Source organism: Candidatus Krumholzibacteriota bacterium (genome assembly GCA_034520215.1).
Lineage (GTDB): Bacteria > Krumholzibacteriota > Krumholzibacteriia > Krumholzibacteriales > WJIX01 > JAGHBT01.
In genome coordinates this window covers 1417577-1433650 of record JAXHNR010000001.1, presented here as the reverse complement: position 1 = coordinate 1433650, position 16074 = coordinate 1417577, and the positions used below count along the sequence as shown (strand labels likewise).

Annotated in this window: 11 protein-coding genes; all 11 read left to right on the top strand. The window is 40.5% G+C overall.

Going from position 1 to position 16074, the window contains the following annotated elements; all coding sequences use genetic code 11:
- Window positions 1-77: 77 nt before the first annotated feature.
- The 11 genes from U5O15_06090 to U5O15_06040 all read left to right on the top strand — a co-directional run bounded on the left by U5O15_06090 (window position 78) and on the right by U5O15_06040 (window position 15892).
- Entirely contained in the window at window positions 78-2084 is a 2007-nt protein-coding gene (locus tag U5O15_06090; protein MDZ7860222.1) for a hypothetical protein, read from the top strand.
- Between the two features lie 57 nt (window positions 2085-2141).
- The gene (locus U5O15_06085; GenBank protein ID MDZ7860221.1) at window positions 2142-4478 is read left to right on the top strand and encodes a hypothetical protein; all 2337 of its coding nucleotides are present in this window, start codon (window positions 2142-2144) and stop codon (window positions 4476-4478) included.
- Between the two features lie 31 nt (window positions 4479-4509).
- Window positions 4510-5883, top strand: coding sequence for a hypothetical protein (locus U5O15_06080; protein ID MDZ7860220.1), 1374 nt, complete (start codon window positions 4510-4512; stop codon window positions 5881-5883).
- A gap of 666 nt (window positions 5884-6549) precedes the next feature.
- The gene (gene ppdK / locus U5O15_06075) at window positions 6550-9288 is read left to right on the top strand and encodes a pyruvate, phosphate dikinase (GenBank protein MDZ7860219.1); all 2739 of its coding nucleotides are present in this window, start codon (window positions 6550-6552) and stop codon (window positions 9286-9288) included.
- 78 nt (window positions 9289-9366) lie between these two features.
- Window positions 9367-10161 carry a CDP-alcohol phosphatidyltransferase family protein gene (locus tag U5O15_06070; GenBank protein ID MDZ7860218.1) on the top strand — a complete coding sequence of 265 codons (795 nt, stop codon included), beginning with the start codon at window positions 9367-9369 and terminating at the stop codon, window positions 10159-10161.
- Window positions 10161-10652 (top strand): DUF4388 domain-containing protein, encoded by a 492-nt coding sequence (locus U5O15_06065; protein ID MDZ7860217.1) that lies wholly within the window; start codon window positions 10161-10163, stop codon window positions 10650-10652. Before U5O15_06070 ends, U5O15_06065 begins: the two co-directional genes overlap by 1 nt.
- A complete protein-coding gene (locus U5O15_06060; GenBank protein MDZ7860216.1) occupies window positions 10633-11532 on the top strand; it encodes a hypothetical protein in 900 nt (299 codons plus the stop codon). The genes U5O15_06065 and U5O15_06060 overlap by 20 nt, the downstream gene beginning before the upstream one ends.
- A 15-nt stretch (window positions 11533-11547) precedes the next feature.
- On the top strand, window positions 11548-13101 hold the full coding sequence (locus U5O15_06055) for a hypothetical protein (protein ID MDZ7860215.1): 1554 nt from the start codon (window positions 11548-11550) through the stop codon (window positions 13099-13101).
- The gene (locus tag U5O15_06050; protein ID MDZ7860214.1) at window positions 13098-15089 is read left to right on the top strand and encodes a glycogen-binding domain-containing protein; all 1992 of its coding nucleotides are present in this window, start codon (window positions 13098-13100) and stop codon (window positions 15087-15089) included. The genes U5O15_06055 and U5O15_06050 overlap by 4 nt, the downstream gene beginning before the upstream one ends.
- A gap of 12 nt (window positions 15090-15101) precedes the next feature.
- A complete protein-coding gene (locus U5O15_06045) occupies window positions 15102-15485 on the top strand; it encodes a glycogen-binding domain-containing protein (protein ID MDZ7860213.1) in 384 nt (127 codons plus the stop codon).
- 2 nt (window positions 15486-15487) lie between these two features.
- Window positions 15488-15892: a glycogen-binding domain-containing protein gene (locus U5O15_06040; GenBank protein ID MDZ7860212.1), complete on the top strand. Its 405-nt coding sequence runs from the start codon at window positions 15488-15490 to the stop codon at window positions 15890-15892.
- Window positions 15893-16074 lie beyond the last annotated feature (182 nt).

The window sequence follows — 16074 nt, the reverse complement described above, 5'->3', positions numbered from 1 at the left end:
TGACTTTAATGGAAGTGATTACATATATTATACCTGTTGAAAACAGTATGATAATCTTGATATTAAAAGGAAAGATTATGAAGATTATAAAGACATTGTGTGTGTTAGTTTCTGCTATATTAACAGTTATGGCATTTTTTATTTATTCAGGGTGCAGGCTCGAGGAGGAGCCCCTTGACAAAAACAGGGAACCTGAAACATACCTTACATACGCTCCTCCGGAAACACTTAACGCTGATTACAAAGTACATCTATACTGGCACGGTGAAGACAAAGATGGAATGATAAGTAAATACATATTTTATATATCAGATTCGCTCAGAACATTAACGCCTCTTGAAGATAGAAACGCGGAAATGCTCGACTGGAATCCAGCCAACAGAAAATCTGATTACTTAAAGGGAAATTTTACAACCAGAACTGATACTGTCATCATGTTTGAAGGGTATGACGCTGAAAAGAAAGAAACCAGAAATAGGCAGGCGTTTCACATCGCCGCGGTAGATGACGGCGGTTTAATTGATGAAACCCCGGCGAGAATACAATTCTTTGCCACCGTGGACGCGGTTCCTGTAATTAACTATTGGGTTAAGATAGGAGATAAACCTTATAACTCATATGATCCCTCTTCACTCGATACGGTCAGCCTGTTTACACCTTTGAGATTCAAATTCCAGGGCATTACAGAAGTTGCGGGAGACGTAATTACGGGCTATAATTGGTCAGTAAGCGGTGTTACTTATCCGCGTGATAAGAAAGATCCGAATTTTCCTTCAGATGAACCCTATATTCCCGCACCCGGTGAAATTGTTGAATTCCCCTCCGAGGATAATAAATATTACATAAAAGATGAATACGGGGGATTCGATACCCTTAATACCGCTACCGCGATGAATACGAAGGATAATCCTCTTGAAAATGGAGATTTTTATTTCAGAGGAGTTGCCCGTGATCAGGCTGGAGCTCAGTCTGAAGCCAATCCCGTATCGGGAGATGGATTATGTCATATTGTAATAAATTTCGACCCTGATACCAAGGTGTTGTGGGGTGATAATTACTTCCTGAATCAATATGGTGAAGCGGATAGCGACACGGTGAGTTTTTCTGATGTCAATCTTGATACTCTCCCCTTAAATTCAGTATTACGGATCAACTATACAGGGTGGGATGATCAAAGAGATATACTTGAATATGACCCTCCAATTCCAATTAGATTCAAATACAAGCTTCAGACCAACCGCTATTCAAATCTTGAAGATCAAATGTCATCTGCTTCAACACCATACTTTCCAATACTGGTAAATGCTGAAAACAACAATCCCGGAGAGATCGATTCAGTTTCGATGACTATAGGTTCGGGTGAATATATATTTTCAGTTCGTTCATACGACGAGCAGTATAGATATGATCATACCCCTGCCGAAGTTACTTTTTACGGAAATTTTCAACCGACAGTGGAGAGTTTCGAGGTAGGTGTGTTTGAGTATGTGGTAAATCCGTACTCGGATGATGATACAATATTTGTTCCGCTGGATCCTCTGAAACTTGCCGATCCGACTGATATCGGCAATTGGTGTTTCAGCTGTCCGGAATCGTATCTGAACTCAGAGGGGGAGGTCAGACCTGTCCCTGTTATTGGGTCTACAGGCGTAGAAAGTTTGTATTATCCTATTTTGCTTAGAGCCACAGGACATGATGATAGCAGAGATCCCCCATGGTCCGCGGTCAAATCCTGGTATTACTGGGTTGAAGGAAATTCTAATTTGAGAGATGAGAACAAAATGCTCTATCCGGACACAGATAATATATTATTGAAGGATATTAGAATTAATATACCTTTATCCGGAGGTGCAGTTGATACAACCAGACTTGGGGAGATACCTTCGGGAGTTCAGAACTGGCATATTATAGGTTTTGACCTTGGAAGAGATTGTGAATTTGATCCTGAGGAAAATAGTTGTATATTCAAACAAAAGATAAGGAGTACACCCGGTGGAGATATCTATTCCAGTGGCGGTAACCTCGGCAATTATGCCAGGAAGGATACTCTGGAAGGGCAGTTTTATATTGAAAACAGCTGGTGATTACCAGATTGGGTTATTCATCGGGACTGTAGGATCAAGGCAGGAGGTTAATTAGTAATGTTAATATTCCGATCGGCTATCTTCCCGCTTATTATTTTGCTGGCAGCGTCTGTTTTTATTGGTTGTTCTGAAGACCTCTTTACGGGTGAAATGGCAGAAAACAAACCTCCGGTTGTCAGACTCACCCGTGTACCGATTGAGAGGTCAACAACATCTTATAAAATTCATTTTTACTGGGATTCCTTCGATCCTGACGGTGAGGTTGAATATTGTGAATATATTATTGTAAGCGGAGATCCCTACGGCTTTTCACCAGCTGACACAATGGTAGAGTGGGAAAAAGCCTTCACGTATACCGATAAAGATTCAACGGAGATTAAAGTTTACAATGACAAAATATTCGCGTTTCAGTGTGACAGTGTTTCATCCCGATGGGAAGAAGATTCTGAATATACGAAATTTGAGAAGACCAACACCTTTTTTATAAGAGCTATTGATAAAGAGGGAGCAATCTCGAAGGTTGAACATGTTTCATTTACATCTTGGACCCTTTCCCCGACATGCACAATTGAGAAACCTAAAGGAACTGCCAGGAACTATAGTGTCGTTATAACATTTGGCTGGAAAGCAACTGACTTTATAGATTCACCTGACAATAAACAGTTTCCTGAATCAATAAGATATTTATGCTCGTCTTTAAAGGATATAGGTAATTTGTATCCTGAGGGGCAAGATAAACCAAATGAGTATAATATCGCTGACAGCATGAATAGTTCGCCGAAGAAATTTTATTCTCTGTGGGGAGATTGGAAAGAATATTCTTCGACCGGGGAGGGATCCGGGGTAGTATATGGAGATGATATTGGTGAAGAATTAATTCCCTCAGCCGGCAAGTACATTTTCGCGATTCAGGCAAAGGATGAAGCAGGCGCCGTAACATCAATTATGAAGAGGGATGCTGACCAGAAAGGTAATTTAAGAGATTTTGTTGTTTCTCCGAATAAGACACCCAATTTGACTATCAGAGAAGCGACTATTGGGAGTTCAACATTCACCGGAACCAGTTCCCAGCCGAAGGAAGTCTTTTTACCTCCGGGAGTTGAATTGAATTTTTCTTGGTCAGCAAATGCCATTGAGTATGGAGGGATGATAGTAGGATACAGGTATGGCTGGGATATTATTAATACACAGGATGCTGAAGAATGGGATGTTTCAACTTTTGGGCTTGACTACAAACAATGTACGAAAGAATGGACTACGGGTTCACATACTCTTTATGTAGAAGCAAAAGATGACGCGGGGCATGTATCCAGAGGACTTATAAGGATACAGATTGTACAGTTTGAAATGGAAAGGGACCTTCTGCTCGTAGATGACTGGATAAGTTATATGGGAACTCAAACAAACTGGAATGGGCAGTTACCTATAGAGGATGATCACGATAATTTTCTCGCAGGTATAATTAATGATAACCTGGGATCGAATTTTAATGACGCTCAATTTCCCGCGGGTGATGTCTATCCCACTACTCTAGGGGCTTTGGAAATATCCGATATCGCTGATTACAAGAATATTATCTGGATATATAGTTCAAGCACAGAGAGTGAATGGAAGAAGAATCTCGAGTTTGTGGGAGAGAGCGAGTCCGCTGAAAGTTCTTCCGGAAGCGAGATTAGCCTCAATCTTATAAAGTTGTTTCTACACACAGGAGGGCATGTGTTGACATACGGGTACAGCGCGCGTTCCGGAGGTGGATTAACTGACTGTTTCGATGGGGACGATTTCAACCGTAAAGAACGTAATGATCAAAGATTTCCGATATCTATAGAAAACGACCTTATCGGAAATGAAAATGACGAATCTTATGAGGACTGCATGGTATACGCTGATTACGGTGTAAGAGTAATGAATAAAATCGCTTATGCGGATTATGAAGATTTTGCCGATAATTCGATGACTATGGCGATACTTGACCGAAATGACCCTGTAACATCGATGTATCCTGGACTTCCTGATACTCTTAAGTTGAATGAGAATATCACAGGACCGGGCTGGTTTTGGGATTGGCACTACGAATCGAGTGATCCATCGCGGTGCGGGTTGTGGTATGTTGAGACTTTCGACGGTCCAGATGATATGGAGAATGAGGGCATTTCCGGACATCTCGACTGGTTCCATCCAATGTATCGTATGAAAGCCTGTAGTGAATTTTCAGAGTTCAACAATTCACCCGTAGGGCTTATACTGACAAAGAATGCTTACAGAGTTCCACTCAGGGGCACATCTGTCCCGGCTAACAGCTTTCATTTCGGATTTCCACTTTGGTATCTTGAGCACGAATCTGTCGAGAAGATATTCGAAACTGTATTTACTGAATGGCAGATTAAGAAATAAAAGATTATATCGGGTATTTAAAGGAGGGATAGTGAGGTTTAAAGCAATTTCAAAAAGTTACATATTCGTAAATTTAATATTATTTTTTCTGGTTAATCCGATTACGCCTGCTGTTGGAGAAGAAGTTATACTGAAACCGGTAAAACCAGACTCAATTACCGTTAAAAATGACGGGAAAAATGTGAGAATACGCTGGTATCCCGCTCCCGATTCAATTACGACAGAAGTTGGCACTAAATTTTATGATAATTGGAATTATAAGCACGAAACAGATGGTGTTGAAATTGAATTTACCGGAGATTACAAAGGATTTATCGACAGGGGACTAAATATTTCTCTGTCGGAAAAAGGAATTTATCATGTTGCAAGCGCCGCCGACGGCGGAAGCGGTACGATTAATATAATTATTGAATTTACCGATAAATTCTGGGTTTATAATGATTTGTTGAGAAGGCATCAAGTTAAATACGAAACTTATCAACAGAGAATCAATATAGGAAACTTCGGGCAATACGGTGATACAATTCCACTTATTCTTATGAGCAGAGAAACAGGCAATCAGAAAGATCTTGGATTGAGCGTTTATTTTAAAGATGGTTATGTGGATACAACCTCGAATGGAACAAGCGCTTATTTCTCTGTCGACCTGCAGACATTTGAGGGGTTCCATGTCTGGAGGAAAGGAGTCCAAAACAAAGATTCCGACGATTATCCCTCCCAGACTGACATGATTGCTATTGCCGAGATATCTAAAGAGGAATATTACCTTTATTCAAAAATTAACAGAATCGATGACATACCTCACAAAAGATTAGAAACCTGGGAGTATTTCACCGACCGCGGTGATGAAATGGCCTATCCCAGAGTTGACAGCCTGGGAGGTAATAAACTGGTATATTATGAGTGGTTGGATAAGAATGTGTTTCCGGGATTTAAGTACTTCTACAGTGTTACAAGTTACGACAGGGGATTTTACAGGGGAAGTTCTAAGGATTCCGTGTCAGATAATTTTGTCTGTGATAATGACTCGATCCCATGCTCTGATGTTATGGAAGCAATATGGGTAGGTTCTCCGCACACAGGCGTTATGGACGATATTTATGCTGTGCCGAATCCATTCAGAACGGGTTCATCGGCTCAAACAACACCATATTATCATAATTATGAAGACGGGGATTACGTTAAATTTTTTAATATTCCCCCTCAAGCCAAATTGAGAATATTTACTATTTCAGGTGATCTTGTTTGGAAAGCAGTCAACGACAGCTCTGATGGAAGTGAGGGTATAATCAAGTGGAATGGGGAAAATATGGAAGGGCGGCAGGTTACTTCAGGAGTTTTTATATATAGATGCGAAGACACCAACGGCGACGATACTTACGGCAAGGTCATAGTTATCAGGTAGTTCTGAAATGGACTAAAAAGACTTTCTCTATCAGTTAATGCCCTTCTTTATATTATAAGTATTTTTATTTTGCGGCGCACTCTTACTATAATTTCAGGACTTTCCCCAATTTTAATTCAAATCGAGTAGTAACCCAATTTGGACAGCTTCCAGTTGATTGATTTTGTCAAAACCGCTGTCGATTCCTCGCCGGCCAAGGAAATCGCTGGCTCTCCTGCCTCGGGTTCGCTCTTTCTGTCCCTGCGGGGTCAGAAATCCTTGCCCGCTCACCACTCGGCGAGGGTTTTGACAAATTCAATCAACTGTCGTATGGTATCCATAATACTGATTCCACTCGTCCATTACGCTAATTTATTTATTAATTTGCTGTTATTCAGTTTCCTGTTCAATTTCCGGGGAAACTCCAATACTATAATTTTAGCCTCCAACTGTTAAGCTTATTAGTAATAACATATTAATATCGTTTTATAATTATCCCAATTCAAAAGTAACGGCAGCATGAGTTAGAGCAATGCTTGCTTTTTAATAATTAGGTTTATTATTTTATTTGAGCAAATTATTCAATTTATGTTGTAATTCTCCTTGTAAGATTAGTATCATAAGATAAATACCGTGTAATAAATATTATCGAAGTTATATGTCTGTGTTTTGCAAGTGGAGGGAAGAATGGATAAAGAAAAACTGGTATATTATTTTGGAAGCGGTAAAGCCGAAGGCAACTCCAAAATGGGTAATTTGCTGGGAGGTAAGGGGGCAAATCTCGCTGAAATGGCTAATTTAGGTATCCCGGTACCGCCTGGATTTACAATTTCAACAAAGGTATGCATCGACTTCTACGAAAATAATGGTGAATATCCTAAAGGTTTAAAGGAGATGGTTACCAAGCAGTTGAGGAAGATTGAAGAAGAAATGGGATCAGAATTCGGTGATCCTGCCAATCCGCTCCTTCTTTCTATCCGTTCCGGCGCGCGTATAAGTATGCCGGGAATGATGGACACAGTTTTAAATCTCGGTCTAAACTCAGAAACGGTAAAAGGTGTTGCTGAAAAATCCGGAGATGAGCGTTTCGCCTGGGATTGTTACCGCAGGTTTATTCAGATGTACGGTGATGTAGTTCTGGCAATGAAACCCGAGGAAAGGGATGATATTGATCCCTTTGAAGAGATTCTTATTAAGAAGAAGAAAGAGAGGAAGATAGACAACGATATTGACCTGGATGTCGATGACTTGAAAGATCTTGTTTCAGAGTATAAACAACTAATCAAAGATAAAAAAGATCTTGATTTTCCTGATGATCCTGAAGAACAACTCTGGCGGGCGATTGGAGCTGTTTTTAATTCCTGGAATAATGAAAGGGCTATTGCCTATAGAAAGCTAAACGGAATTCCTCATAATTGGGGTACGGCGGTCAACGTTCAAGCTATGGTATTTGGAAATCTTGGGTTAGATTCGGGAACGGGCGTTGCTTTTACAAGAAATCCCGCGACGGGGGAGAATAATTTTTACGGTGAATATCTTATGAATGCTCAGGGGGAAGATGTCGTTGCCGGTATAAGAACGCCTCATCCAATAAATATTCAACAGAAGGGAGATGCCGATATTCCTTCACTCGAAGAAGAAATGAAAGATGTCTATGATCAGCTTCTTGATGTAAGGAACCGCCTTGAGAAACATTACAGGGATATGCAGGATCTAGAATTTACGATACAGAATAAAAAACTATGGATACTTCAGACACGGACGGGTAAGAGGACCGGCTTTGCAGCTATAAGAATTGCCGTTGACCTTGTGAGGGATGGGATTATTTCAAAAGAGACAGCAATTTCCAGATTGGAACCGGAGCAGTTAAACCAATATCTAAGACCGGTCTTTGATACTCAGGAAAAGCAGAAAGCGATAGATGAAGGACGTCTTGTTGCCAGAGGGATAAATGCCGGTCCGGGGGCTGCATCCGGAAGAGTCGTTTTCTCAGCTTATGACGCTGAAAAAAAAGCGGAAGAAGGTGAAAAAGTCATACTTGTGAGAGTGGAAACAAGCCCGGAGGATATTCGAGGTATGAGCGTTGCCGAAGGTATTCTCACTTCCGCCGGCGGAGCTACTTCTCACGCGGCTCTTGTGGCGAGGCAGATGGGGAAAGTGTGTGTTGCCGGCGCTAAAGATTTGAATATTAACTACAAAGATCGGGTTATCAGAGCAGGTGATACCTTGATAAAGGAACTGGAATTTATTTCAATAGACGGCACGACCGGAGAAGTGATATCGGGAAATGTAAGTACAACTCCCTCGGATGTTATTCGTGTAATCGAGGGTGCGATGAGCGGGGAGGAATCGGAAGTTTATTCATATTACGAAGAACTTATGTCGTGGGCCGGGAAAATTAAAAAACTCGGAGTAAGGGCAAATGCCGACAGGCCCGATCAGGCCTCTACGGCTGTTTCTTTTGGCGTTGAAGGTATTGGGTTGTGCAGAACAGAACATATGTTCTTCGAGGGAAACAGAATAGATGCTGTAAGAGAAATGATTTTAGCGTCCGATATTGAGGGAAGAGAGAAAGCTCTTTCAAAACTTCTTCCAATGCAGAGAGATGATTTTCGGGGGATCTTTGAAGCTATGGACGGCAGGCCTGTGACGATTAGAACCCTCGATCCTCCTCTACACGAGTTTCTTCCTCATGAAGACAATGAAATATCCCAGCTGGCCTCGGCTATGGTAGTAAATGAGGATAAACTCCGCGAAAAAATTGCCTCTCTCAAGGAGTCAAATCCTATGCTTGGTCACAGAGGATGTCGACTTGGAATTGTATATCCGGAGATAACCCGGATGCAGGTAAGAGCTATTTTCGAAGCTGCCTGCGAACTCTCAGGAGAAGGATCAAACCCGGTACCTGAGATAATGATTCCCCTTGTAGGATCGGTAGAGGAATTTGTGATGCAGGAGGAGCTCGTAAGATCTACAGCTTCTGAGGTACAGGAATCCACGGGCGTGAAGGTCGATTATCTTGTGGGAACTATGATCGAAATTCCAAGAGCGGCATTGACCGCGGATAGAATAGCCGAAAAGGCGGAATTTTTCTCTTTCGGGACGAATGACCTTACTCAAACAGTATTTGGAGTAAGCCGCGATGACTCAGGTAAGTTTATGAATGATTATATTAATAAGGAAATATGGCCCGCCGATCCTTTCCAGAAACTGGATATTGAGGGAGTAGGCGAGCTCATAAAGATTGCCGTTGAAAAAGGACGTAATGTAAAAGGTGATCTGAAAATAGGTATATGCGGTGAACACGGCGGAGATCCGTCTTCTGTACTCTTTTGCGGTAATAATGGCTTCGATTATGTAAGCTGCTCACCTTTTAGAGTACCGATCGCCATACTTGCCGCCGCGAAGGCGGCTCTGAATGAATAAGGGGTTTTGACAAAAGGAGATTTTATCAAAGGTGAAAAGCGAATCGATAAGCTCTTAAAATTGCCTGGAATATCCTGGATGGCGTTTAAAAATTCTCCCATTCTGAGAATGTCTGTAATTAAAACCATGATGTCAACGGCCTTGATATTTACAATCGTCTCCGGAGCTGTTTTTATGCGTATCGACATGGGATTGTATAAAGATCTCCTGTTATGGACTATCCCCGCGATATTTATTTATACTTTAGTTATACTATTCAACCTTCGCTTTGTGTGTGATGATAAAGGTAAGAGAAAGAAATCTTTCAAAGCGGCCAACATACTGACTAGTGTGCGTATTATTTCTGTTGTTCCCATGTTCGTGTTTTTTTTCAGGGACTATTTATATGTGGCACTTGCATTATATTTCCTGGCTGCTTTTACCGATATCGCCGATGGGTATATCGCGAGAAGATATTCTCAGGAAACAAGGATGGGTTTGATGCTGGATCCGATAGGGGATATCTTATCGACAGAGTCGGTATATCTGTTTTTACTGATAGAGTCTGAAATTCCCCTGTGGCTTTTTATTCTATTGACATTCAGATATTTTGAGTTTTTCACAGGTCTGATTTTGCTGTATTATTATGACAAAAGGCCTGTTCTCAGAGCCACAATAACAGGGAAGATTGTGGGTGTAATTCAGTTTCTCGGAGTAGTTATTCTCGTGTTACAAAAACTCTTTCCGCGATTTGTATTGGAAGAAAATGTCAAGGATTCACTGATTCTGGTTCTGGGATTATCATTTATTGCCGTTATTGTGTCTCAGACGTCTATAGGTATAAACGCTATATTTAATAAGAGTGAACGTTCTGTTATTTCAGGAGGTTGTTGATGGATTTTGGCGGAGACCTCAAAGTTCTTGAGCCGTCTATTATATTTCAGATGATAAATATTGCCAATCTTACTGGCAGATTGAAATTGATTACAGCCCACAACGTGGCGACTTTGTATTTTGAGACGGGACAACTTACTTACGCTAAGATCGATACGGGTAACAAGCGGGTTGGAGAGATACTTATTGAAAAGGAATTAATAAGTGAAGACCAGTTGGAGCAAGCCCTTCAAGAGAGCCGGAGAGATGATGTCGATAAGAGGGTTGGGGATGTTCTTATAGAAAATGAGGATATAGATCAAAATGTGCTTGTTTCTGTTATACAAGAACAGATAAAGAGAGTGGTTTACATGGTTTTGGAATGGGTCGAGGGGCAATTTATCTTTTTGGCAGACGCGAAGACTGAAAATGAAGATATACTCATAGATGTCAAATTGGATCATCTTTTACTAGAAGGTTTAAAGCGGTTGGATGAAGCTCGAAAGATTTAGCGATTTCGGCGGTAGATATCTGCTGGTTGCTGTTTTTGCTGTTTGTGTTTCTGTTTGTTCAAGATCAGCATCAGCTTATATCATACGCACCACAAGATCAGAGTCAATGGGTGGAACGCGTGAATCATTTAATAATGACGCGTCTGTGATTTTTCTTAATCCCGCGGCTGTTTCGAATATAGATGTCCCCCTTTTTTATTTTGATTATACCGGCAATCACATAAGCGGAATGAAGGGGGCATTTGTTTATCCTCTCAAAGAGATGGAAATGGGATTTTCGTTTTATCGCAGAAGAAATAAGCTAAACGAAGCAGCTGAATCTGTAGCCGCTGGAATTTCGAAAAAATTATTCAGCGGCACTCCAAGTACTTATTTAGAAATTGGAGCAACTTTAAGAATAGATCGATTCATTTTCGATATTTATTCCGGCTGTTCTTCCTGTAACGAAACCAGAGTGTCTGACTCAGATATAACGGGTGATATTGGAATAATAATAAGACCCGTACCGCCTGTTTCTTTCAGATATACAGCTGCAGGGTTACGGGAACGTAATAAACTGGATTATGATTCTGATGTTCTCAGCGAAAGGGGAAGCTGGTTTGGGGCCACGTTATATCTCAAAGAAAAGCTTCTTGTATCCTGGGAAGGAGAATACAGGGGCAGTCATCTAATTAACCATTATGGTTTTTGCCTGGAAACAGGCGCGCCGCTGGAGCTTATGGCCGGTTTTTCCGAGGGATTCATATCCGGCGGCGTGAGACTGAGATGGAATTTTATCCGTTCTTCGGTCGCTTTTTTCCGAAATAACAAAGGGAACATTCAAGGAAGGGTCTCATTAGAGCTGGAGCCCGGCAGATTCCCCGCCACTTTTTTTAAATAATTACGGCAATTTAATATGGATAAAGAGTTCAAGATAATAAGACGCTTCCCCTTTCTCGGTAAAATATACCAATATTTGATTATTACCTGTCTTTTTTCAATTTCTCCAATCTTTTCCTATTCGCACATCTCGGCTTCTTCGTCAGGTTTAACATCATATTTAGATTGGTCTGCTGTTGGTAGAAATAAGATTGAACTTTACAGGAACTCGAGCCCTTTCTCCTGGAACGAACATTCTCATTCGAACGACGAAATTGTTCTTATGGCGAAAGCTAATAATATTGATCCCTTTGATATATTCGTCAAATGCTCAACTGGAAGGTATGATGCCGGATCTTCCGATTATACTAATTTATTCTATCTTAAGCAGGGGCATGTCGGGTTGGATTTGTTCTCTAATAAACTTTCGCTTAAGGCTTATCTTAGAGAGAGGGTTTATAATTCGGGCATGTTGTTATTGCCTTATATTTCAAATGATTCTCCTTATCTGGCAAAAAACGCAGCGGGGATAGATGTCGGTATTGATACGGGCGGATGGTTTGATATATCTTATAAGGAAGTTAGAATATCAGAAATTAATCCTGAATATTCAAATGGCGGTTTGCCTGATTTCAATGACCCCGCTGGGAGTTTCCGTCATTTACAAACTAATCTTAAATGGAGAGATATTATTCATTTTGGTATTTCTGTCTCAGAGATACAGTCAATTCAGTCGGGGAATGCGGTAACTTTTGGTTTCAGCAACGAGCTGGCTTTTTCGGGAGTAAGAGTGATAGCTGAGTTTTCTGAGAGAATTAATAGTTCTTTTATGGACCTGAACAGAAAATCTTTTACGGCTTTGGATTTGAAACAATTTGGCAAGTATGGGGTTAGCGGAATGTTCCCCGATAATTCAATTTTTTCCATGGAATTACAGGGGGCTAGGTGGAAAAATCCTTCTTACGGTTCTATCATGTTGGTTCCCGCATATAGATACTACGGAGTTGATTACAGCAACCCTGAAGGAGAAATTCAGAATTCACTAATCGAGAGTTATTTGCTTTGCTTGTGGCGTCATCCCCGGCTCGCGGCCTCCTTCAGAGTAAAAGGAGGGGATATTTATACTTATGATCTTAATGAAAGATATAAATATCTCAGAAACACTCTCCGCCTGCGTTTTAGGCAAGGGGTTACTTTAGGCGGAAATCTTCTTTTAAGGGAAGGGAAAAGGTCTTCATATATTATAACATTAGAAGACGATAATAATTTCAGCCGGCTTCTAACTACATTTCGTGTAGATGACTGCGGCGGCGAAAACAAGATCTCCTTTCTTTCGGACGGATGGGTAAATATATCAGATTCATGGATGTTACGAAATTCACTATATCTGCACAGGTCAGCAAAGAGCAGGTACAGTATGTCCATTGAATATCGTCCGTCGCTTAGATTTCTATTCAGTGCTTCTTTTGGCTCTTTCAACCCGTACTTTAAAGCGATTTCCCTGAATCAGGAATGGAATCCGAGTCTCTCTGAAGAAAACAGACAAATCTGCTTCTTTACAAGAATATGGCTTGGGGGTATAAGAGATTGAATACTGATTTCGGCCGAATGATAATAATCTTTGTTGGTGTTCTCGCTCTAGCTATATCTCCCGCCGATGGAGCCGTTTCTCTTGACGGTGAGCAGATAATATTCAGTTTATCAATTCCCAAAGGGGCTTCAGTTTATCTCGTGGGTGATTTCAACAACTGGAATCCCACGATGGATAAAATGGTTTGGGAAAATGACCGTTATGAAATCAGATTGTTTTTGTTGCCGGGTAAACACAAGTATATGTATGTAGTTAATGGAGAAACAAGGGCTGACACTGATAATCCGTGCGAGGATAAAGATGGGAATTCATGTTTTTACTTCAGTGAAGATAATGGAAAGTACAGAATTAGATATTTCAGAAAGTCCGGGATTACTAATAAAAAAGATTTGCTTGAAACTGATTTGTCATCCGAGGTTATCGCCGTTTATGATAAAGACGATTATTCAATCTCCGTAAAGGGAGCGTTGGAAGGAAGTATTGAGGAAGACACAAGATTGAGGATTTCATCGGCGATACTTACCGATAGCAGAAGAACAGACTCTGACGCCATTGGGCCGGTACTTTTACGTTCCGAAGCATTAAGTGATAAAGGTAGCTGGAAGATGAGGGCCTTTTACAGAATGGGCGAATTGGCTTTCGATGATCCCCTCAGACTTATCGGCTCGGTAGGTCCCTATAATTATCCTCTTGGATTGTTTTGCCGGGGCATAGACGCGGGTGTCAATATCGCGGAACAATTTTCGGGCAGAGTCTTTTACGCTGGAAGAACTAACGGCTACAGCAGTTATTCTACAAGAGAGAGAAACGATATAGTATTTAACGATCAAATGCAATATGCTGAAAGAGATTTGAGTGATTCCGACATTATTGCCGCGATTTTAAAGGGGAAAGTAGGGGGTATAAATTTAAATTATCTTTTCCGCCATAATAAGAATTACGCGAAATGGTATTTTTCAGCAAATGAGAGTGATTGCTTTCTGGGAGGCAGCGAACTGGTAAATATCAATGGAGGTTGGTGTTCATTTAACCTTCGCGACAGTATGTTGGTTGAACTGGAATACTTACATGGAAGTACCCGTCTGTCTCAGCTTGAAAATTTTTCTGAATCTGTCGGGGATTGTTATATGGATGATAGCCGGGGAGAATCAGGTTGGAAGATGTATGCTGGTATCAGGAGAAAATTCAGCAACGCTGAACTCGATTTATTCTATTCATACCAGAGGAGAGAAGGCAGTTCTGAAGATTTTGCGGAAATTCAAGGAGGGGCGGCGCAGTCACTGGGGTTTGACGCAGATATGACATTGGGAAGGTTTTATTTGGGTGTAAACGGTATGGCAGAATTTTTCTCAAATCTTAAGGCAAATTATTTCTGGTTTCAGAGTAACAACTTCTGGCTTGACGGTGATAGAGTTGACTCGAGCAGCCTCCTGTTTTTGAATTCACCCGGGATATACAAAGCGCGTCTGGACTTAAGCAAAGCGGGTTATGAAAATAAAACATATCCAAATTCAAGAGGAACTGATATATCTTTACTCTTTATGTGTGAGAGCGGTGATATCTTAAACAGAGTAATAGAGATGAAAATAACGCATTCGATTCCTCTGTATCCGTTTTTACCCTTTGAATTGGCTGATAAAAATCCAATTTTAAAGAATATAGACATATTTGCTGATTTAAGAGGTGTTTCCTATAATCACAGAAAATGGAGCGGTAAAAACATATTTATTGATCCCTTTCTGGCGCTGAGAAAGAAATTCAATGAATCTTCTTGGTGTATGATTGGTGTCGGGTTGAATCCGTATATTTTTGATAAATGGTATTATAATATTTCATATAACGGGCGGGAAAGATTTCTTGAAGATAAAGGAGTTTTCAGAGAACTTTCACCGTTGAATCAGAATGAATTAATAGACGGTCTGGGCAACGCCGAAGAGGAGATGTCATCCAGTTGGATGATTTCTTTTGAAACAAAACTTGTTTTCTGATATAAGGAAATCATGAACAGAATAGCATTGGTTATATCTATATCGGGTATGTTATTATTGTCATGCGAGAGGTATTTGGGAAAATCTATAGAATCCCCCGTGGTAGATAACAATAGTGTAACCTTTCGTTTGAAAAACCAAGCTGCTGAAGTAGTCCAGGTCGCCGGGGATTGGAATAACTGGTCGGAAGGGGATGCCGACGAGGGAGAGGTTTTCGTAGGATTGATGACAAGAAATGATTCAGTCTCATGCTGGGAAAGGACCGTTGAACTTGAAAGGGGCCGGTATAAATACAGGTTTTTGATCAATGAATCTGTTTGGTTATTGGACAGTAATAATCCGAGAATTGTGAATGATGGAAAAGGAGGGAAGGCAAATCTCCTTATAGTGCCGTAATTATGAGATTATTAAGAAATATGTGTGATAAGTTGCCGTTCCTTATAATTTTTATTTTAATCGGATGCGGTAGATTTCCGGGATTTGGCGGTAGGGATATTTTGCCTTCTGCCGGGCCTGAGGTGGTTGGCAGCGGGATAAGATTCTCTGTTTATTCAACCGAAGCTAAGGAGATTGCTATTGCGGGCAGTTTTAACAACTGGTCAAAATCAGTTGATTTACTCTCGCTAACCGATGAAAAAGGTTTATGGGAAATTACTATACCTTTATCTCCCGGAAGGTATGAATACAAGTTTGTTATTGACGGAGAAAAATGGATTCCTGATCCGGGAAATCTGAAGACTGTCGATGATGGCTTTGGGGAAGTTAATTCTGTTGTAATTGTCCCGAAAAAATTAGAAGAGTAGATAATTTTTTACCTAAGAAATATTAATATTCTTATATAACCACTAAGAAATCAGCTTCAGGTTATCCCGTATTGTTTTCTTAAATAATATATTATGTTAAAATGATTTTGTTTAGAAAAATTTATCCTTTTCTTTTTTTCATCAAAATCACATATTTTATTACACTATGATAAATTGTCATA

Coding starts and splice junctions, on each gene's coding strand:
- U5O15_06040 (MDZ7860212.1), top strand. CDS start 15,488: ATGAGATTATTAAGAAATATGTGTGATAAGTTGCCGTTCCTTATAATT.
- U5O15_06055 (MDZ7860215.1), top strand. CDS start 11,548: ATGGATAAAGAGTTCAAGATAATAAGACGCTTCCCCTTTCTCGGTAAA.
- U5O15_06060 (MDZ7860216.1), top strand. CDS start 10,633: ATGAAGCTCGAAAGATTTAGCGATTTCGGCGGTAGATATCTGCTGGTT.
- U5O15_06065 (MDZ7860217.1), top strand. CDS start 10,161: ATGGATTTTGGCGGAGACCTCAAAGTTCTTGAGCCGTCTATTATATTT.
- U5O15_06070 (MDZ7860218.1), top strand. CDS start 9,367: ATGGCGTTTAAAAATTCTCCCATTCTGAGAATGTCTGTAATTAAAACC.
- U5O15_06085 (MDZ7860221.1), top strand. CDS start 2,142: ATGTTAATATTCCGATCGGCTATCTTCCCGCTTATTATTTTGCTGGCA.
- ppdK (MDZ7860219.1), top strand. CDS start 6,550: ATGGATAAAGAAAAACTGGTATATTATTTTGGAAGCGGTAAAGCCGAA.
- U5O15_06045 (MDZ7860213.1), top strand. CDS start 15,102: ATGAACAGAATAGCATTGGTTATATCTATATCGGGTATGTTATTATTG.
- U5O15_06090 (MDZ7860222.1), top strand. CDS start 78: ATGAAGATTATAAAGACATTGTGTGTGTTAGTTTCTGCTATATTAACA.